Origin of the sequence: Bradyrhizobium sp. LCT2 (assembly GCF_009931255.1) — a bacterium.
Lineage (GTDB): Bacteria > Pseudomonadota > Alphaproteobacteria > Rhizobiales > Xanthobacteraceae > Bradyrhizobium > Bradyrhizobium diazoefficiens.
The window spans coordinates 5,684,721-5,703,840 of the sequence record NZ_CP034432.1; the positions used below are offsets into that span (position 1 = coordinate 5,684,721).

Annotated in this window: 16 protein-coding genes; 9 read left to right on the top strand and 7 right to left on the bottom strand. The window is 65.2% G+C overall.

Going from position 1 to position 19,120, the window contains the following annotated elements:
• The first annotated feature begins 22 nt into the window (after nucleotides 1-22).
• Entirely contained in the window at nucleotides 23-1,288 is a 1,266-nt protein-coding gene (alr, locus tag EI171_RS27325; RefSeq protein ID WP_161537082.1) for an alanine racemase, read from the top strand.
• A 12-nt stretch (nucleotides 1,289-1,300) separates the two neighbouring features.
• Here alr and EI171_RS27330 read toward each other — a convergent pair whose 3' ends face one another.
• Nucleotides 1,301-1,519, bottom strand: a complete 219-nt coding sequence (locus tag EI171_RS27330) for a hypothetical protein (RefSeq protein WP_028171072.1) — start codon at nucleotides 1,517-1,519, stop codon at nucleotides 1,301-1,303.
• A gap of 40 nt (nucleotides 1,520-1,559) precedes the next feature.
• Here EI171_RS27330 and EI171_RS27335 point away from each other — a divergent pair, with 40 nt between their 5' ends.
• The gene (locus tag EI171_RS27335; RefSeq protein ID WP_161535179.1) at nucleotides 1,560-2,330 is read left to right on the top strand and encodes an exodeoxyribonuclease III; all 771 of its coding nucleotides are present in this window, start codon (nucleotides 1,560-1,562) and stop codon (nucleotides 2,328-2,330) included.
• A 1-nt stretch (nucleotide 2,331) separates the two neighbouring features.
• Here the strand turns inward: EI171_RS27335 and EI171_RS27340 are convergent, their stop codons facing one another.
• The 3 genes from EI171_RS27340 to EI171_RS27350 all read right to left on the bottom strand — a co-directional run bounded on the left by EI171_RS27340 (nucleotide 2,332) and on the right by EI171_RS27350 (nucleotide 3,997).
• A complete protein-coding gene (locus tag EI171_RS27340; RefSeq protein WP_161535180.1) occupies nucleotides 2,332-3,150 on the bottom strand; it encodes a DUF4886 domain-containing protein in 819 nt (272 codons plus the stop codon).
• Between the two features lie 84 nt (nucleotides 3,151-3,234).
• Nucleotides 3,235-3,603 carry a GFA family protein gene (locus EI171_RS27345; protein WP_028171069.1) on the bottom strand — a complete coding sequence of 123 codons (369 nt, stop codon included), beginning with the start codon at nucleotides 3,601-3,603 and terminating at the stop codon, nucleotides 3,235-3,237.
• A gap of 76 nt (nucleotides 3,604-3,679) precedes the next feature.
• Nucleotides 3,680-3,997, bottom strand: coding sequence for a hypothetical protein (locus EI171_RS27350; protein WP_161535181.1), 318 nt, complete (start codon nucleotides 3,995-3,997; stop codon nucleotides 3,680-3,682).
• A gap of 186 nt (nucleotides 3,998-4,183) precedes the next feature.
• Here EI171_RS27350 and EI171_RS27355 point away from each other — a divergent pair, with 186 nt between their 5' ends.
• On the top strand, nucleotides 4,184-4,909 hold the full coding sequence (locus EI171_RS27355) for a sulfite exporter TauE/SafE family protein (RefSeq protein WP_161535182.1): 726 nt from the start codon (nucleotides 4,184-4,186) through the stop codon (nucleotides 4,907-4,909).
• An 11-nt stretch (nucleotides 4,910-4,920) separates the two neighbouring features.
• On the opposite strand, the gene EI171_RS27360 is transcribed toward EI171_RS27355, so the two are convergent.
• Together EI171_RS27360 and EI171_RS27365 are read right to left on the bottom strand one after the other, a co-directional pair.
• Entirely contained in the window at nucleotides 4,921-6,990 is a 2,070-nt protein-coding gene (locus EI171_RS27360) for a bifunctional diguanylate cyclase/phosphodiesterase (protein WP_161535183.1), read from the bottom strand.
• The gene (locus EI171_RS27365; RefSeq protein ID WP_161535184.1) at nucleotides 6,990-8,147 is read right to left on the bottom strand and encodes an ABC transporter substrate-binding protein; all 1,158 of its coding nucleotides are present in this window, start codon (nucleotides 8,145-8,147) and stop codon (nucleotides 6,990-6,992) included. The genes EI171_RS27360 and EI171_RS27365 overlap by 1 nt, the downstream gene beginning before the upstream one ends.
• A 204-nt stretch (nucleotides 8,148-8,351) precedes the next feature.
• Between EI171_RS27365 and radA the strand changes: the two genes are divergently transcribed.
• The 6 genes from radA to EI171_RS27395 all read left to right on the top strand — a co-directional run bounded on the left by radA (nucleotide 8,352) and on the right by EI171_RS27395 (nucleotide 15,656).
• Nucleotides 8,352-9,797 (top strand): DNA repair protein RadA, encoded by a 1,446-nt coding sequence (gene radA, locus EI171_RS27370; RefSeq protein WP_011086838.1) that lies wholly within the window; start codon nucleotides 8,352-8,354, stop codon nucleotides 9,795-9,797.
• A 167-nt stretch (nucleotides 9,798-9,964) separates the two neighbouring features.
• The gene (locus tag EI171_RS27375) at nucleotides 9,965-10,594 is read left to right on the top strand and encodes a CvpA family protein (protein ID WP_011086837.1); all 630 of its coding nucleotides are present in this window, start codon (nucleotides 9,965-9,967) and stop codon (nucleotides 10,592-10,594) included.
• Nucleotides 10,595-10,622: 28 nt separating this feature from the next.
• Entirely contained in the window at nucleotides 10,623-12,146 is a 1,524-nt protein-coding gene (gene purF, locus EI171_RS27380) for an amidophosphoribosyltransferase (protein ID WP_011086836.1), read from the top strand.
• 138 nt (nucleotides 12,147-12,284) lie between these two features.
• Nucleotides 12,285-13,025, top strand: a complete 741-nt coding sequence (locus EI171_RS27385) for an SDR family NAD(P)-dependent oxidoreductase (protein WP_161535185.1) — start codon at nucleotides 12,285-12,287, stop codon at nucleotides 13,023-13,025.
• A 91-nt stretch (nucleotides 13,026-13,116) separates the two neighbouring features.
• The gene (locus tag EI171_RS27390) at nucleotides 13,117-14,265 is read left to right on the top strand and encodes a hypothetical protein (protein WP_161535186.1); all 1,149 of its coding nucleotides are present in this window, start codon (nucleotides 13,117-13,119) and stop codon (nucleotides 14,263-14,265) included.
• 164 nt (nucleotides 14,266-14,429) lie between these two features.
• Nucleotides 14,430-15,656 carry an ABC transporter substrate-binding protein gene (locus EI171_RS27395; RefSeq protein WP_028171062.1) on the top strand — a complete coding sequence of 409 codons (1,227 nt, stop codon included), beginning with the start codon at nucleotides 14,430-14,432 and terminating at the stop codon, nucleotides 15,654-15,656.
• Between the two features lie 171 nt (nucleotides 15,657-15,827).
• Here EI171_RS27395 and EI171_RS27400 read toward each other — a convergent pair whose 3' ends face one another.
• Nucleotides 15,828-19,097: an autotransporter domain-containing protein gene (locus EI171_RS27400; RefSeq protein WP_246740268.1), complete on the bottom strand. Its 3,270-nt coding sequence runs from the start codon at nucleotides 19,095-19,097 to the stop codon at nucleotides 15,828-15,830.
• Nucleotides 19,098-19,120 lie beyond the last annotated feature (23 nt).

Below are 19,120 nucleotides of genomic sequence, written 5' to 3' on the forward strand. Positions count from 1 at the left end.
TGCGTAAAACGGCGCCATGACAATGGCGTCCGACCCGAAAATGACCCCGCAATCCGGCCTTCTCTCAGCGGAGGCCAACCATGCCGCCGCGCTCGCAGCCTATGGCGGCGTGCTCACCGTCGACCTCGACGCCATCATTGCCAACTGGCGCAAGCTCGAGAAGACGGCGGTGCCGGCCGAATGCGCGGCGGTGATCAAGGCCGATGCCTATGGCTGCGGCGCCGCGCAGGTCGCGCGTGCCCTCCACAAGGCCGGCTGCAAGACCTTCTTCGTCGCCACCATCGAGGAGGCGCGCAAGGTGCGCGCCGCCGTACCGGAGCCGACTATCTACGTGCTCGGCGGCTATTTCCAGAACACCGGCGAGCACTACGCCCAGATCAATTGCCGTCCGGTGATCGGCGATCTCAACGAGCTCGCCGAATGGGACGTGTTCTGCCGCCGCACCGGCTGGAACGGAGGCGCCGCTGTTCACATCGACACCGGCATGAACCGGCTCGGGCTGACGCTTGCGGAAGCACAGGCCATCATCCCCCGCATCAATGCCGGCGACCACGGCATCACGCTGGTGATGAGCCATCTGGTCTCGGCCGAGCAGCTCAACAGCCCCGTCAATGCCAAACAGCTCGCTTCCTTCCGCGGCATCGCCAGCGAATTCTCCGGCGTGCCGGCGGCGCTCGCCAATTCGTCCGGAATCTTCCTCGGGGCGCCGTTCCAGTTCGACCTGGTGCGGCCGGGCGCCGCGCTCTACGGCGTCAACCCGACGCCGGAGGCCGATAATCCGATGCAGCCGGTGGTCGACCTCAAGGCGCGCATCGTGCAGATTCGCAATGTCGAGCGCGGCGAGAGCGTCGGCTATGGCGGCACCTGGACCGCGCGCCGGCCGACCAAGCTTGCAATCATCGCGGTCGGCTATGCCGACGGCTATTTCCGCGCCGCCAGTTCAAACGACGGCACGCGCGGCGCAGAGGTGATCGTTGCCGGCAAACGCTGCCCGGTGGCAGGCCGCGTCTCCATGGACCTGATCGCGATCGACATCACCGATCTGCCGCCGAACGCGGCACGGCGCGGCCACCTGGTGACGCTGATCGGCGAAGGCATCACCGTCGACGAGCTCGCGCATCATTTCGGCACGATCGGCTATGAGGTGCTGACCAGCCTCGGCCACCGCTATGCCCGCGTCTACAAGGGCGGCAATGTGGTGGAGCCGCTGGCAAAGCCGGCAGCCGAGCAGCCGTCCTCTCCGCCGCCGGTCGAGCAGCCGGCGAGCCCGCCGCCGCTGCCGAGCTAAGCCGTCAGCCGCCTACTTCTTCTTCCTGTTGTCCAGCGCCGCCTTGCAGGTCGCGCTGAGCTGGTCGCGCTTGCCGTTGAGGCAGGCGACGATGCCGCCGCCCGGCGCAATGCCGGCACAGAACTTGTCGTAATCCGCCTTGCACGCACCGCGTGGATCGGACGATTGTGCCGAAGCCGCTCCGGAGATCGCGGCAACGACGACGAGAGCAGCAAAGTTCAACTTGGACATTGTATCTCCGGTGACGGAAGGCGGGAGCCGCTAGCTCTACATGAAGATCGCGACATTCAACATCAACAACATCAACCGCCGCCTGCCCAATCTGCTGGCATGGATGCGCGCGGCAAAGCCAGATGTCGTCGCGCTCCAGGAATTGAAGGCAAGTGATGGCGAATTTCCGGCGGCAGCCATCGAAAAGGCCGGCTACGGCGCAGTATGGCGTGGACAAAAAACCTGGAACGGCGTTGCCATCATCGCCCGCGATGCCGAGCCCATTCTCACCCGCGACCGCCTGCCCGGCGGCAGCGACGATCACGAGGCGCGCTACATCGAGGCCGCCGTGCGCGGCATCATCGTCACCAGCATCTACCTGCCCAACGGCAACCCCCAGCCGGGGCCGAAATTCGACTACAAGCTTGACTGGTTCGCGCGCCTGAAGCGCCACGCCAAGACCTTCATCAAGCAGGATCTGCCCGTGGTGCTCGCCGGCGACTACAACGTGGCGCCGACGGCGATCGACATTTATCCGACGAGGTCCTGGGACAAGGATGCGCTGATCCAGCCGAAGAGCCGCGCGGCATTTGCCTCGCTGGTCGCGCAAGGCTGGGGCGACGCGATCCGCGAGCTTCATCCGGACAAGCGCATCTACACTTTCTGGGACTATAAGCGGAACCGCTGGCCGCGCGATGCGGGCCTGCGGCTCGATCATCTGCTGCTCAGCCCTGCCCTTATTTCACGCCTGGCCAAGGCCGGCGTCGACAAGAAGGTGCGCGGCGAGGACGGCGCAAGCGATCACGCGCCGGCCTGGATCGTCCTGCGCTAGATCAGCGCCCGTAATACTCCTGCACCGTGTCCCATGCCGCCTTTTGCAGCAGTTGCGCCGTCTCCGGATCCAGCCCCATCGTGTAGGAATTGCCGACCGGCGTGCGACCTGTCAGCGCGGCGAGCGTCGTGCAGGCCGCCAGATACGTGCCGGCCGGACTCGGATGCCGCCTGTCCGGCGCATAGAGATTGAGCTCGGGCTGAAGCTTGCGGACGCGCGCAAACGCAAGACCCGCGGGAATGACGAGCGCATCATTGGCATTGCCGGCGAGCGTATAGGCCTCGGCCAGTCCTTCCGTCATCTCCGGCTTGTCGGCGTAGGCCCAGGACATGAACAGCACCGGCCGCATGTCGTGGGCGCGGACGATCTCGCTGTCCTTCTTGGCGAAGGCGACGAAGGCGTCTTTCAATTGCGGATGGATCGGGCACTGACTGCAATCCATCATCACAACCGCTTCGAACTGCCTGCCGGGCTTGTTGAAGACCACGACGTTCTGCTCGTCGAAGGAGTAGGCGCCGATGCCGCCCGGCCGCAGCAGATTGTCCATGTCGTGCCAGTCGAGGCCGGAGCCGCCGATCGTGACCATGGTGTTGCGATACGCCGCCTTGTTGGCCGCATCCGCAGCCCGCTCCATGAAGGAGAGATGCCAGGGCATGCCGTTGTTGTAATAGAAGAAGCTGTTCCCGACGAACAACGCCGCCTTGGGGAAGTCAGGTCCGAGCGTCGTGACCTTCGGCCTGGTCTGCGCCTGCGCCGCGTTGAAGCTGACTACAACTCCCAGACACATTGCGAGCATCGCTCGCGTCAAAAGACGCATCATGGGTTTCCTCGCCTTTTCTTCTCACCGAGGCCGGAAACAGATCAGCTTTCTCCGCCAGCCTCAAGAGGACGGGAGGCGGCATCCTCACCACAAATTCCTGCCGTCGATCATGTTCACCGGTACCGCGTCGAGGTCGAAATCGTCGAATAGGCGCGCGTTCACCGCGACCTTGGGGTTGTCGAAGTCAGGCTTGCCGGTCGACCAGTCCGGCGACTCCGAATAGGTGCCGCAGCCGCAGCTCGCACAGAAATGGTGTTTGACGGTGCGGCTGCCCCAGAGATAGGTCGTCACGTTTTCCGGCGGCGACAGCAGACGAAACTGCGCCGGCTTGTAATAGGCCCACAACGCGCCGCGCTTGGCGCAGAGCGAACAGGTGCAGCGCGTCACGCTGGAGGGCGCCTCCGTCACCTCGAACACCGTTTCACCGCAATGACAGCTTGCCTCGATCGGCATGACCACCTCTCCGTTTTGTCAGGAGATGGTCGTAGCCGGCCCCTGCTGCCAACATGCTGTCAGCAGCGCAATTCCCTCACGGAGTCTCGTTCGCGGAGAGGCGCCGGGCATTCGCGGCCACATGCTCACGATAGCGCCGGACGATGGCGGCCGGCGTTGCCCCCGCAAGCAGGCCCGCGGCGGCCTCGAAGGCTGCAGCGATCTTCTCGCTCACCATCAGCACGGCCTCCTGCCCGGCGGCCTCATCGCCCTGGCTGACCTTCTCGCAGCGCAGCCGCACCACTTCACTCGCTTCGACCGCGAGCATCGCGCCGGCGTACCAGGGAAAACCATTGTCGGACCCGCTGAGCACTGCATGCCGGTCGAGCGCGGAGAAGGAATGGTGATCGGGCATCGCGGACCTCAAATTCTCTAGGCGAGCGCTCCGATCAATACGCTTCAAATTCTAAGGACCAGGCCGCCGAGCGGGTCGGATTGGCGGTTCCTGCGACACCGCCGATTAACCAAGAGGCGATGTCGATGCGGCTGGGCACGGTTGCCGGCCACGGGCTACATTCGTCCGATTCCCGGAGCCCTGCCCTTGGCCTTCCTCTTCGTCCTCACCGTCGGCCTCGTCGCCGGCACCATCTCAGGCATCGTCGGCACCGGCTCGTCGATCATGCTGATGCCGGTGCTGGTCTACGCCTATGGGCCGAAGGAAGCCGTGCCGATCATGGCGGTCGCCTCCGTGATGGCGAATTTCTCGCGGATCCTGGCCTGGTGGCGCGAGGTCGACTGGCGGGCCTGCGCGGCCTATTCGGTGACGGGTGTTCCGGCCGCAGCGCTTGGCGCGCGCACGCTGCTCGCGCTCCCCTCCCACACCGTCGATCTTGCCATCGGCATCTTCCTGATCGCAATGGTGCCGGTCCGGCACTGGCTGGCGCGGCACGACCTCAAGGCCAATCTCTGGCATCTTGCGATCGGCGGCGCGATCATCGGCTATCTCACCGGCATCGTGGTCTCGACCGGGCCGCTCAGCGTGCCGCTGTTCCTGTTCTACGGCCTGTCCAAGGGTGCCTTTCTCGCCACCGAGGCGGCCGCCTCGCTCGGCCTCTACTTCGCGAAGTCCGTGACCTTCGAGCGCTTCGGCGCACTGACGAGCGATGTGTTCATCAAAGGTCTGATCGCAGGATCGTCATTGATGGCCGGCGCCTTCATCGCAAAGCGTTTCGTGCTGCATCTGAAGCCCGAGATGTTCCGCCTGCTGATGGACGCGATCATGATCGCGGCCGGGCTCTCGATGTTCTGGAACGCGACACAGCCGTAGCCGCACAGCGCTCAGGCGGCAAATTCGGGCGCGATTGACGGGCTGTCGGTGACGACGCGGCTCCCAGCCGCCTGTCCCTCGAGCCATTGCAGCACGGCCGCGAGCGGTTGCGGCCGATGATAGTGATAACCCTGCCCGAGCATCACACCCATCTCGCGCATGGCGTCAGCTTGCTCGGGCCGCTCGATGCCTTCCGCGACAAGCGTCAGCCCCAGCGTGCCGGCGAGCGAGGCGATGACGCCAACGATCGCCTTGTCTTCCGCGCTGTCCGGAATCTCGCTGATGAAGGCCTTGTCGATCTTGACCTTGTCGAGCGGGAAACGCCTGAGATGGGCGAGCGAGCTGTAGCCCGTGCCGAAATCGTCGAGCGCGATGGTGGCGCCGAGGCGCCGCAGGCGGTGCAACGTCTCGGACGCGCTGGCGATGTTGTTGATCAGCGAGCCCTCGGTGATCTCGAGCTCGAGCGACGATGCCGCGACGCCGAAGCGCAGGCAGGTCTCGCGCAGCTCGGCGGCAAGCGAATGGTCGGCGAGCTCGGACGGCGGCAGGTTGATCGCGATCCGGATATCCGGCCTGCCGGCGGCAGCCAGATGTTGCAGCGCGCGGCAGGCATCGGTCAGCACATAGCGCGTCAACCGTGCATTGTTGCCGCTGCGCTCGATCAGCGACAGGAATTCGCCGGGACCGATCACGCCATATTCAGGGTGGCGCCAACGAATGAGCGCCTCCAGGCCGACGACGCCCTGGCTGTCGAGGTCGACCTGGCTTTGATACCAGACCTCGAACTGGCCCTCGGCGAAGCCTGTGGGAATGGCAAGCTCGAGCTCCCTGCGACGGCGGTAGTCGCGCTGGAGCGCCTCGTTCAGCACCGCGACGGTGCCGGGCGCCTTGGTCTTGGCATGGTAGAGCGCGATGTCGGCGAGCGCCGGCAGGTGCGATAGCTCGGGATCGCCGGCGCGGCGCACGGCAAGACCGATGCTGGCCCGCGGCACGACCTGCTTGTCGTGAAGCCGGATCGGCTCGGAAATCGCGGCCAGCAGATGGCGCGCGAAGGCCTGCGCGGTCGCTTCGTTGCTGACTTCGGGGCGGATCACGACGAATTCGTCGCCGCCGAGCCGCGCCACCCAATCCTGCGGCTCGACCGCCTCGCGGAGACGCCCGGAAATGTGGACCAGGAACTTGTCGCCGGCATCATGACCGAAAGTGTCGTTGATGCCCTTGAAGTCGTCCAGATCGATGAAGCAGAAGGCGATCAGGGAATCCGGCGAGCCTGCATCGCCGCTCAAGGTCACCAGGCGCTCGGACAGCGAGCGCCGATTGGGCAGGCTCGTGAGCGGGTCGTGCGACGCCATGTGCCCGAGCCGGTCGAGCGCACCTGACGTCGTGTGCTGCATCGCGTTGAAGGCGTGCGCGAGCTGGCCGAATTCGTTCGACGATGTGATGTCCGCCGGATAGGCGCGACCATCCCGCTTGCTGCGCTGGATCGCAGACATGATTGCGTCAAGCGGCTTGCCGATGAAGATGTTCGCCGATATCCGCATTGCGACCACGGTCGCAAGCGTTGCGAGCAGGCCAACGATCAGCAGCCGCATCAGACGGCTGCCCGTGTCGGCGTAGACTGTCGCGTAGGAATAGGCGATCGCGATGCGGCCGGCCTGCACGGCCATGTTGCCGTTGCTGTAGTTGATCGGACGCGACACCTCCGCGACCGCCTGCCCGGAGGGGCGCGCCACCACGCGGGCGATCGCAGCGCCGGTGTCGTCATAGACGGCCGCCGCAGCGATGGTCTCGTCGTGCATGATCTCATTGAGCACGTTCGTGACCTGGTCGTAACGCATCTTCCAGAGCGGCTCGGCGATCAGCTCGGCGCGGCTCTCGGCCGTGCGGGCAATGCGCGCGTCGAGCTGCCTGATCTGCGACCAGAAGCTGGATGCCTCGACGCCGGCGGAGGCGAGCAACTGCACCACCAGCAGCACCGGCACGGTGGCCCAGATCATCGCGCGGACCACCGAGCGCGAGCGCGACGGCGCCGCCGCTTGCTGCTTGCGATCCGGATCGGTCATGTCGTCACCGTTCCGCATCAGTCAGCGATGCCTTCCGGCAGCGTCAGCGAAGAAATCAGCGCATCGACGGAGAAATCGTACCGGCCGCAGCGCCCTGCCCTCGCCCTGAAACGCGCGAAATCGATCCGATCGAAGGCGCGCGTCTTGATGAGGTCTCCGACCGCAGCGAGATTGTCGCGGGTGATCGCGGATGTCTTGGCCTCGACGCGGGGCGATGTGGCCGCGAAATCGCAGCCATCGGCGTAGTCGCGGAGCAGGACGATCGACCAGCCGCCGAGCAGGAAGTGGCCGCCGTCGGTCAGGAGCAGACGGCCGGCCCTGATCTCGCGCAGTGCATCCTCCGACCAGTTGAGGCCGACCACCTGAATATTCCGACCGGGCATGAGGCCGGCAGCGGTCGCCGCGCGAAGCGCGCCGAGCGCCATCGGATCGTTTCCGGCCCAGATGCCGGCGGGCCGTATCTCCTTGCGCGCGGCCCAGCTCAGATAATTCGCCGTGACCTGCTCGGCCTCCGACTGCGTCCAGTTGGCGAACAGCATCCGGTCCACCACCACGTCGGGCGCGGCCGCCACCGCAAGCTGGAGCCCGGCGTTGCGCGCGATCGAGGCGGGCGTGATCTCGTCGCCGCCGATGCCGAGAATGTGGATCTTGCCGTCCGGGCTCTGCCATTTCTCGGCACGCGCCGCGCTGATCAGCGCATTCGCCATCCGCGCGCCCGCGGTCTGAAGATCGGTCGTGATGTCGCCGAGCCAGGTCTTGAGCGTCCGGCGCGGCGGTCCGAGCCGCGCCGCATCCTCGCCGATCAGCGTGTTCGAGAGCAGCAGCGTCTTGACGCCCGCGGCCTCGGCCGCCTCCAGGATCGGAACGGCGGCGGATTCCTCGTTCGAGAGAATGAGGAAGTCGGGCTTGTCGGGACGTGCCACCACGCCGAACCCCAGCTCCTGCATAGTGCGGTAGTTGCGCTCGCTGGTCAGCACCTCGACATGCGCATCAAGCTTGCGGCCGGCGGCCTGCATGGTCTGCGCGACCATGTCCCAATAGACCTCGCCGGTCTTGCCGGGATTCACGAAGACGATGTTGAGGGATTTGGCGTCAGCCGCGACGACACGGCCGGCAGGCGCCAGAACGCCGCAGGCCATGCCCACGGCGAGCAATATCCGCAAAAATATCGTCATTGGTCTCGTCACCCCGTACTGGTTCCGAAACTGGACCGTCGTCCGCTAACATTTGGCAAAGCCCGGTGCGGCGCTGGGGCCTAGAACTAACAAAGGGTGTACTGGTTGCGTTGAATTGCGATATTGGGCGCGCGGGCGATCGGCCTCGCGGCCCGCCATTCCGTGCTATCAGCTGACATCAAGACCCCCGACTCAACTGTCCCCATGGCCAAGAACACGCTTTCCTTCGTCTGCCAGAACTGCGGCGCGGCCTATAACCGCTGGCAGGGCAAGTGCGAGTCCTGCGGCGAGTGGAATACGCTCGCCGAGGAGGACACGAGCGGCAGCGTGCCGGTCTCGATCCGCTCCAAGCGCAAGGGCCGGACCTTTGCGCTGGAGAGCCTTGCCGGCAAGAGCCCGGATGCGCCGCGCCTGTCCTCGGGGATGACTGAGCTCGACCGCGTCACCGGCGGCGGCTTTGTCCGCGGCTCCGTATTGCTCGTCGGCGGCGATCCGGGCATCGGCAAGTCGACGCTGCTGACGCAGGCGACCAGTCTGATGGCGCGCGCCGGGCATCGGATCGTCTACATCTCCGGCGAAGAAGCCATCGCCCAGGTGCGGCTGCGTGCCGAGCGGCTCGGCCTGTCGGACGCGCCGGTGCAGCTTGCGGCCGAGACCTCGGTCGAGGACATCGTCTCGACGCTGTCGGAGGGCGCGGTTCCCCGCCTGATCGTGATCGACTCGATCCAGACCATGTGGACCGACACCGTGGAATCCGCGCCCGGCACCGTCACGCAGGTGCGCGCTTCGGCGCAGGCGTTGATCCGTTTCGCCAAGAAAACCGGCGCCGCCATCATCCTGGTCGGCCACGTCACCAAGGACGGCCAGATCGCAGGCCCCCGCGTGGTCGAGCACATGGTCGATGCCGTGATGTCGTTCGAGGGCGAAGGCTCGCAGCAATTCCGCATCCTGCGCGCCGTCAAGAACCGCTTCGGGCCAACCGACGAGATCGGCGTGTTCGAGATGACCGGCCTTGGTCTGCGCGAGGTCACCAACCCCTCCGAACTGTTCCTGTCGGAGCGCGATCTCGGCACGCCGGGCACCGCCGTGTTTGCGGGCATCGAGGGCACGAGGCCGGTCCTGGTCGAATTGCAGGCACTGGTCGCACCAACCTCGCTCGGCACCCCGCGCCGGGCCGTGGTCGGCTGGGACCCGAGCCGCCTCTCGATGGTGCTGGCGGTGCTGGAAGCCCATTGCGGGGTCAAGCTGTCCGGCCATGACGTCTATCTGAACGTCGCCGGCGGCTTGCGCATCCACGAGCCGGCGGCCGACCTCGCCGCGGCGGCGGCACTGGTTTCGTCCCTGGTTAATGCGCAGTTACCCACGGATGCAGTCTATTTCGGCGAGATTTCGCTCTCAGGCGTGGTCCGTCCGGTGGCGCAGACCCCGGCCCGGCTGAAGGAAGCGGCAAAACTCGGCTTCCAGCGCGCCGTGCTGCCCGAATCGGCCCGGGGCGAAGCCGGCGGCGACGCCGGACTGTCGCTCAACGCGGTGAACAGCCTGACGACTTTGGTGGCCGAGATCGCCGCCCGCGGCTCCCGTCGGGGCGAATCCGGCGGATCGGCAGAGAAAAATGCCACACCGGCAAGATTCCGCCGCGGAGAGGGGTAGCCGGAGGTGACGTCCCCGGCCCCCGCCGCTATACAGCCGTCACAAAAGCAGCATGGGATTGCGTGGTTGCGGCCTTGCCGGGAACGCCGTCTGCCCCTCTTTTAGGGCAGCGGCCAAACACCGATTCGCTGAGCACCTTTGAGAGTACGAGCGGACCAGACCAGCCGATGCCAGTAACACTCCTCGACCTGATCCTGCTCGGTGTGATGCTGATCTCGGGCCTGCTTGCAATGGTCCGCGGCTTCATGCGCGAAATCCTGTCGATCGCAGCCTGGGGCGCGGCCGCGATCGTGACGCTGTACTCCTTCTCCAAGCTGCTGCCGACCGCAAAGACCTATTTCAACAACGACACGGTCGCGAGTGTGGTCGTGGTCGCCGGCGTGTTCGTCGGTACCCTGGTCGTGGTCTCCGTGATCACCGTCCGGATCTCCGACATGATCCTGGATTCGCGGATCGGCGCGCTGGACCGCACCCTCGGCTTCCTGTTCGGGCTGGCTCGCGGCCTTTTGATCGTCGTGGTCGCCTTCCTGTTCTTCACCTGGCTGGTGCCGGACAAGCAGCGCCCGGACTGGGTTACGGGGGCGAAATCCCGCGTGGTGCTCCAGGGAACCGGCGATTGGCTGATGGCGCTCTTGCCGGACGACCCCGAGAACACCATCTTGAAGAGATTCAAGAAAAACAAACCAGATGATGATCAAGCTGATTCCGAGCAGCAGCCTTCGGGCAGTGGCGACGGATACAGTAAACCTGCTCGTGACAGCCTGAAAAAGCTGATCGAGAAACCTGCGGCGCGTTGATTAGGCCCTAAAGAGAGGCGCGGACGAGATGCGACACCCTGACCAGGACGCCCAACTTGATCTCGATCCAAAAGCCGGTTTGAGCCCGGCCGCGCTAGAGCTTCAGGACGATCTGGAGGGGGATACGCTCCGCGAGGAATGCGGCGTATTCGGCATCTACGGCCACCCCGACGCCGCCGCCATCACCGCCCTCGGCCTCCACGCCCTTCAGCACCGCGGCCAGGAAGCCGCCGGCATCGTCTCCTATGACGGCAGCCGCTTTCACAGCGAACGCCGCCTCGGCCTCGTCGGCGACACTTTCTCCCGCCGCGAGGTGATCGACCGCCTGCCCGGCAACATGGCGGTCGGCCATGTCCGCTACTCCACCACCGGCGCGACCATCCTGCGCAACGTGCAGCCGCTGTTCGCCGAACTCAACGCCGGCGGCCTTGCGGTCGCCCATAACGGCAACCTCACCAACGGCCTGACGCTGCGCCGCGAGCTCGTGAGGAACGGCGCGATGATGCAGTCGACCACCGACACCGAGGTGATCCTGCACCTCGTCGCGCGCTCCCGGCGCAGCCGCTTCATCGAGCGCTATATCGACGCGCTGCGCGAGATCGAGGGCGCCTATGCGCTGGTCTCGCTGACCAACAAGAAGCTGGTCGGCGCGCGCGACCCGCGCGGCATCCGCCCCCTGGTGCTCGGTGAGCTCGATGGCTGCCCGATCCTGACGTCGGAGACCTGCGCGCTCGACATCATCGGCGCGCGCTTCATCCGCGACATCGAGCCGGGCGAAGTCATCGTGTTCGACGAGAACGGCCAGGACATCCACAAGCCGTTCCCGCCGATGGCGCCGCGTCCCTGCATCTTCGAATACATCTATTTCTCCCGTCCGGATTCCATCGTCCACGGCCGCTCGGTCTACGAGGTGCGCAAGGCCTTTGGTGCGCAGCTCGCGCGCGAGAGCCACGTGCCGATCGACGTCGTCGTGCCGGTGCCGGATTCCGGCGTGCCCGCCGCTGTCGGCTACAGCCAGCATTCCGGCGTGCCGTTCGAGCTCGGCATCATCCGCAACCACTATGTCGGCCGCACCTTCATCCAGCCGACGCAGGCAATCCGCGAATCCGGCGTGCGCATGAAGCATTCGGCCAACCGCGCCGCGATCGAAGGCAAGCGCATCATCCTGATCGACGACTCGCTGGTGCGCGGCACCACCTCGAAGAAGATCGTGCGCATGATGCGCGATGCAGGCGCGAAGGAAGTGCATTTCCGCCTCGCCTCGCCGCCGATCCTCTATCCCGATTATTACGGCATCGACCTGCCGGACCGCGGCGGCCTGCTGGCCGCAACGCATTCGCTGGAGGAAATGCGCGAGATCATCGGCGCCGACTCGCTCGCCTTCCTGTCGATCGACGGCATGTACCGCGCCATGGGCGAGCCCGGCCGCGACCCGGCCAATCCGAAGTTCTCGGATCACTGCTTCACCGGGGCGTATCCGACCCACCTCACCGACCAGACCCAGACCGAGCAGCAGCCCCGGCAATTGTCGCTGCTGGCGGAGGCGAGCTGACGGCGAAGCCGTCATCCCGGGGCGGTCCGTAAGGACCGAACCCGGGATCTCGAGATTCCGGGTTCGCGCTACGCGCGCCCCGGAATGACGGGGATGCGGGGGGCTTGTCCCGGCCATCCACGGCTGTAAAACCCCGCCATGACAAATCCCCTCGCCGACCGCATCGCTCTCGTCACCGGCGCCTCGCGCGGCATCGGCTTCGCCACGGCCAAGGCGCTGGCGAAGGCCGGCGCACACATCGTCGCGGTGGCGCGCACGCAGGGCGGGCTGGAAGAGCTCGACGACGAGATCCGGAAAGAGGGCGGCAGCGCCACGCTGGTACCGCTCAACCTCACCGATTCCGACGGCATCGCGCGGCTGGGCGCAGGCCTGCACGAGCGCTACGGCAAGCTCGACATCCTCGTCGGCAATGCCGGCGTGCTCGGCCCCTCCTCGCCGATCGGTCATATCGAGCTGAAGGCCTTCAACGACGTGATCGCGGTCAACGTCTCCGCGAACTTCCAGCTCATCCGCTGCATGGAGCCGCTGCTGAAGCAGTCCGATGCCGGCCGCGCCGTGTTCATCACCTCGGGCGCCGCCAGCAAGGCGACCGCCTATGTCAGCCCCTACGCCGCCTCCAAGGCCGCGCTGGAAACGCTTGCGCGCGCCTGGGCGCAGGAGACCGCGAACACGCCTCTTCGTGTCAACCTGTTCAACCCCGGCCCGGTCCGCACCCGCATGCGTGCCACCTTGATGCCGGGCGAGGATCCCGCGACGCTCGACACCGCCGAGCAGGTCGCCGAATTCATCGTGCCGATGTGCGCACCCGACTGGACCGAGACCGGCAAGTTCTACGACTACAAGACCCGCAGCCTGATGAGCTTCCGCTCGCCAGCCTGATTGACTTGGCTGATTGACTTGGGTCCCTCCCCGCGATTGACTGCCCGCGCTCAAGCGGCAGCAAGCCGCAGGCCAAAAAAGGGAGGTTGCGATGGCACCATCGCATGATCGCGCAGGCGTTGGCGGTGCGCTCGCACGGGTCTCTCACGCCTTCTCCATCCTGATCGCGGCACTCGCATTTGCGCTTCCGGGCGTTGCGACCGCCGGCGATGTCCCGACCTTCGCCGTCGATCCTTCCTGGCCCAAGCCGCTGCCGAACAACTGGATCCTCGGCCAGGTCGGTGGCATCACCGTCGACTGGCAGGGCCACATCTGGGTGATCCATCGCCCGCGCTCGCTCACCGACGACGAGAAAGGCGCAAGCCTCAATCCGCCGCGCTCGAAATGCTGCGTCTCGGCGCCGCCCGTGCTCGAATTCGACACCGACGGCAACCTGCTGCGGTCCTGGGGCGGCCTGGGCGAAGGCTACGAATGGGTCGGCCGCGAGCACGGCATCGAGGTCGACGAGCGCGGCTTCGTCTGGGTCGGCGGCAACGCCGACAATGACAACGCCATTTTGAAGTTCACGCTCGACGGCAAGTTCGTCGCCCAGATCGGCAAGATCGCGCCGAGCCTCGGCAGCAACGACACGACGCAACTCGGCAAGCCCGCGGAGACCGCGATCGACAAGGAGGCGAACGAGATCTACGTCGCCGACGGCTACGGCAACCGCCGCATCATCGTGTTCGACGCGAGCACGCTGGCCTACAAGCGGCACTGGGGCGCCTATGGCAACAAGCCTGATGACAACAAGCAGGCGCCCTACGATCCCAAAGCGCCGGTTGCCCAGCAATTCGGCAATCCCGTCCATTGCGTGAAGCTCGCCAATGACGGGCTGGTCTATGTCTGCGACCGCATCAACAACCGCATCCAGGTGTTTCGGAAGGACGGCACCTTCGTGAAGGAGTTTTTCTTCGAGAAGAACACGCTCGGCAACGGCGCGGTGTGGGACATCGCGATCTGGCCCGATCCAAAGCAGACCTGGCTGCTCAGCGCCGACGGCGAGAACAACGAGATCAGGGTGATCAGGCGCGACGACGGCAGCGTGGTCGGCAGCTTCGGGCGCAACGGCCGCAATGCCGGTCAATTCCACTGGGTGCACGCCATGGCGATCGACGCCAAGGGTAACGTCTATACCGCCGAGGTCGATACCGGAAAGCGCATCCAGAAATTCAAGCTGACGTCGGACGCGCTTAAATAGCGCCTCAACGCATTTTGCCCAAAAGTTAACCGACGGATGACGCAACGTCGCAGCGTCATCCGGCTTTAGGCGCATTGCCGCCGGCCGTGGGACACGGTAGAGCCATCAGCCGGACCAAGGCTCCGCAAGAGAGCCGTCCGCATGTTTGACAATGGAGGGAATCTATTATGACGACATTCGCGCGCCGCTCCGCGGCCCTTCTGGCCTGTGCCGCCTTCGGTTTTTCCACATCCGCCTTCGCGCAAGACAAGACCGTCAAGATCGGCGTCTTGAACGACATGTCGAGCCTCTACGCCGACATCGGCGGCCCGAACTCGGTCGCCGCGGTGAAAATGGCGGTCGAAGATTCCGGCCTGAAGGCCAAGGGCTGGACCATCGATGTCCTCTCGGGTGATCACCAGAACAAGCCCGACATCGGCGTCAACATCGCCCGGCAATGGATCGATGCCGACAAGGTCGACGCCATCGCCGACACGCCGAGCTCCGGCGTTGCACTCGCGGTGAGCAACCTCGTCAAGGATAAGAATTCGGTGCTGCTCAATTCGGGCGCCGCCACGGCCGACCTCACCGGCAAGGCCTGCACGCCCAACACCGTCTCCTTCACCTACGACACCTACATGCTCGCCAACGGCACCGGCAAGGCCCTGACCAAAGCAGGCGGCGACAGCTGGTTCTTCCTGACCGCGGACTACGCGTTCGGCCACGCGCTGGAGCGTGACACCAGCGCCGTCGTCACGGCCACCGGCGGCAAGGTGCTCGGCGGCGTCAAGCATCCGCTCAACTCCTCCGACTTCTCCTCCTTCCTGCTGCAGGCGCAGTCGTCGAAGGCCAAGGTCATCGGCCTTGCCAACGCCGGCGGCGACACCACCAACGCGATCAAGCAGGCGGCCGAGTTCGGCATCGTGGCCGGCGGCCAGAAGCTCGCCGCGCTGCTGCTGTTCATCAACGACGTGCATTCGCTGGGCCTGAAAACGGCACAGGGGCTGACCTTCACCGAGTCCTTCTACTGGGACCTCAACGATCAGACCCGCGAATGGTCGAAGCGCTTCCAGAAAGTGTCGCCCAAGGGCTCGATGCCCTCGATGACGGTAGCGGGCCTCTATGCGGAAATCCTGCACTACCTGAAGGCAATGGACGCGCTCGGCGGCAATCCGCATGACGGCGCCAAGGTCGTCGCCAAGATGAAGGAGCTGCCGACCGACGATCCGCTGTTCGGCAAGGGCCCGCTGCGCGCCGACGGCCGCCGCCTGATCCCGGCCTATCTCTTCGAGGTGAAGAAGCCGGAAGAGTCGAAGGGGCCGTGGGATTACTACAAGCTGGTGGCCACCATCGCGCCGGAAGATGCCGCCAAGCCGCTCGAGGCGAGCGAGTGCCCGCTGGTCAAGAAGTGACCGCGTAGCGGACACGCACAGGCTCTACGACGACATGCCCGGGCGAGAGCGCGAAGCGCGTCTTCGCGCTCGATGTCCCGGGCATTTGCGTTTGGGGCCTGCTACCGGCGGGCAAGGCGCCGCTCGCGCCATTTCTCCACGTCGCGTCTCTACAACGCGGACGAGCGCTTCCTACCAGGCATAGCGCACCACGCCCTTTCCGGAGTAGCTTGTGGTGACGTTCGAGAACTCACCCTCAAAGGTCCCGGCGAGCGAGAAACCGTTCAGCCATTTCACCTCGGCGGTTGCCGAGGTGAGCGCCGCGTCTCGCGCAGGCGATGCACCGCCGACGACGAAGGATGCGCCCGGCAACGCCTGGAAAGTGGCGGCGATGCCGCGATCGATATTGTAGTCATGTGCCCAGCCGAAGCGGCTGCGCAGGGTGAGGATCGCTCCCGGCAATGCCAACGATCGATCGGTGCGGAATCCCAATTCGGAGCGCGGCGAGGTAGCGGTCCTGGCCGCATAGGCCAGCGCAAAGGTGTTGGCACCGACGATGGCCCGTTCGGCATAGCCCGGCAGCTCGAAGGTCGCGAATTGCGCGGCGGCATAGGGCGTAAGGCCGATGCCGGCCCATGGGGTGATGAAGCGATAGCCGCCCTCGATACGCCCCGCCCACGCATTGGCGTTGAACTGCGCACGCAACTGGTCACTGCCCGCAATCGTGACCGTCCGGCTCGTCGTGATATCCTGCCAGCCATAGGCCAGGGCGCCGGAGACGTACGCGGCGCCGGCCGTATGACGAACGAATACGCCAGCCTGGAACAGGTCGGAGCGCCCCGAACCGAGACCGTTGGCGACGACGAAGTTGGTACCGCCGCCGGCCAAGGCGAACCCGACCTGGGTGAATGGAGAGATCCGATAATCGGCGCCGACGGCCGTGCCAGCGATGCGGCTGGTGGACGTGTTCGATCCCTGTACGGCATTGCCGTCGGTGGTCTGCGAGCCCCCATAGCCCGCGCCCCATACGCTCCAGCGCTGGCCGAAATCGATCGCGCCCGGCGTCTTGGCGATCATGGCGTAGGCGTCACGCTCGGCACCGGGCCGGCGGCGACCGCCGGCATAGCTATCGGCTGCTCCCTCTTTCCCAAATGAAGCGGCCGTCGGTGCGGTCCCGTCGCGGCCCGCGGTAAACGGATCGGCCAGCAAATTGACGAAGAGGTTCATCGCGTCGAATGTTGTCTGCTGCGAACCTGCCGCCAGTTCGCCCGAGGCCTGTGTCAGGTTCGCCGGGACATTGCCGGCGAAGATGCCGCCAAACGCCGAAGGAACGTTGCCGAAGGAATTGAACGCCCTGTCGAGCGCGGTGGCGACGGCCCGCTGGTTGATGTTGAGGCCGGCAATCTCCCCAAGGCCCGAGGCCAGAACAAGCTGCACCGTGCCGCCCGAATAGGTCAGCGAACCGGAAATTCCCGTCGGCGTCGCCACCCACTCAAAGCGCGAACCGTTCAGCGCCCCCGCGGTCAGGATGGTATAGGGCGAATTGAACCGCAGAGTGCCGCTGGCGAGCGCAACCCGAACCGTCCCGGCCAACGTCGCCGCCCCCGTCACATTGGTGAGGTCGGAAGCCGCCGATGACACCTGCACGAGGTAGGTCGCGGCGGCCGTGAATACAAGGCTGCCCTGAACGTTGATGGTGCCGACCGAGTTGCCTGGAGACAGAATGCCGCCGTTGATGACGGTATTGCCGACGATGCCGTTGCCGCCCAACGTGCCGCCGGCATTGACAACGAGATTGCTGGCCGATGCGATATTGCCGTTTACGATCAGCGCCCCGCCGCCGACATTGACATCACCGGAGAAGGAGCCGGTGCCAGTCAGCGTCCAGACTGAATCGTCGACCTTGTTGAAGGTCGTGAACCCCCGATACTGGGCCGCCGCGCCCAACGTGCTGACATCGAAGGTCGCCGCACCGCTGCCCCCGAGTTGGAACATATCACTGCCCCCACCGAGCACGTTGCCCGATATCACCGATCCCGGCGCGAGCGTGAGAACGTTGCCGCTACCGGCGAACTGGATCGCGGCCGTTCCTCCAGTGATGGTCCCCGCATTGAACACGTCCGACCCACCCGTGCCCGCATAGATGCCGTTGCCCGTGAGGCCGGAAATGGAGCCGTAGTTGATGACTGAGACGGACCCGAGGCTGGCGCGGACGCCGGTGTCGCCGCCACTGATCTGCGCGCCGGCATTGTTGGTCACCACCGCACTCGTCTCGGCGCGAATGGCGTAGCCAAAGCCGCCGGCACTTATGGTTCCGGAATTAACGACGGTTGCGACGCCATTGCTGGCATAGATTCCGTTGTTGATCAGGCTCGTGATCTGCCCACCAACGCCGTTGGTTACATTGACGTCGGTGAAGGCAAAGATGGCGATATTGTTGAGACCGGAAATGGTCCCGTGATTGGTAACGCGAGCAAAGCCCAAATTGGCAACCATGCCGCCGGTAATGCTTCCAGTGACACCGTTCGTTATTGTCAGATTGGCATTCGCAGAGGCGGCAAAGCCGGTGGGGCTCGAGATGGTGCCGAAATTCGTTACCGAAATCGATCCGCTGTTGGCGCGGATGGCAGCCGTTGCGCCGGTAATCGTCCCGGCGGCGGCGTTGGTGACGTCCATATTGCCGGTCACCTCCAGGCCATAGCTGGTCGTACCGGTAATCGTGCCGGCATTGGTGACATTCAACAATTGGTTGGCCTGGACACCGCTTATCCCGCCGGAAATCAGACCGCCCGCAGCGTTGGAGACGACCCCCGTGCCGTAGGCAATGAAACCGTAAGAGGTGCCGATGATATTGCCGGCATTGATGACATTCCCGACAGCGGAATAGCCGGAATTGACGCCGAGATCGCCGGCGATGGTGGCGCCCGCATTGTTGGTAACCGTGGCGTTGACGAAGGCGAATACGCCAACGTTTGCGTTGCCCGTGATCGTGCCGGAGTTGACGACAGTCACACTGCCGTTGTTCGAGCCGATGCCGGATAGGACAGTGCCGGTGATGGTGGCGCCGGTGTTGTTGGTGACGGTGACGTCATTTTGAGAGAAGACACCGTTCGTTGCGCCTGTGATGCTTCCCGAATTGCTGACCGTAGCGTTGCCGATATTGATTCCGCTATTCACGCTTCCGGTGACAGAGGCACCGCTATCGACATTGATGACAATGCCGGTCTGGTTGCCCGTCCCGTAACCGTTGGTCCCGTTCTGATCGGTCGTCACGCCCGAGCATGTAATGGTCGTGCCTGGCGGCGGATTGGGGCTATTGTCGGCCGCCGGCGAACAGGCCGCATACGCCCCGCCCATCAGAGCCAGCGTGACGGTAGCCGTGATCGCAATTGCAGCGGCAGCTCGCCAAATCAGCAAGCGCTGCCGAGGGAAACACCATATCCGAATCGGCAGGCGCGTCATTTGAATGGCTTGCTTCCGAGGCG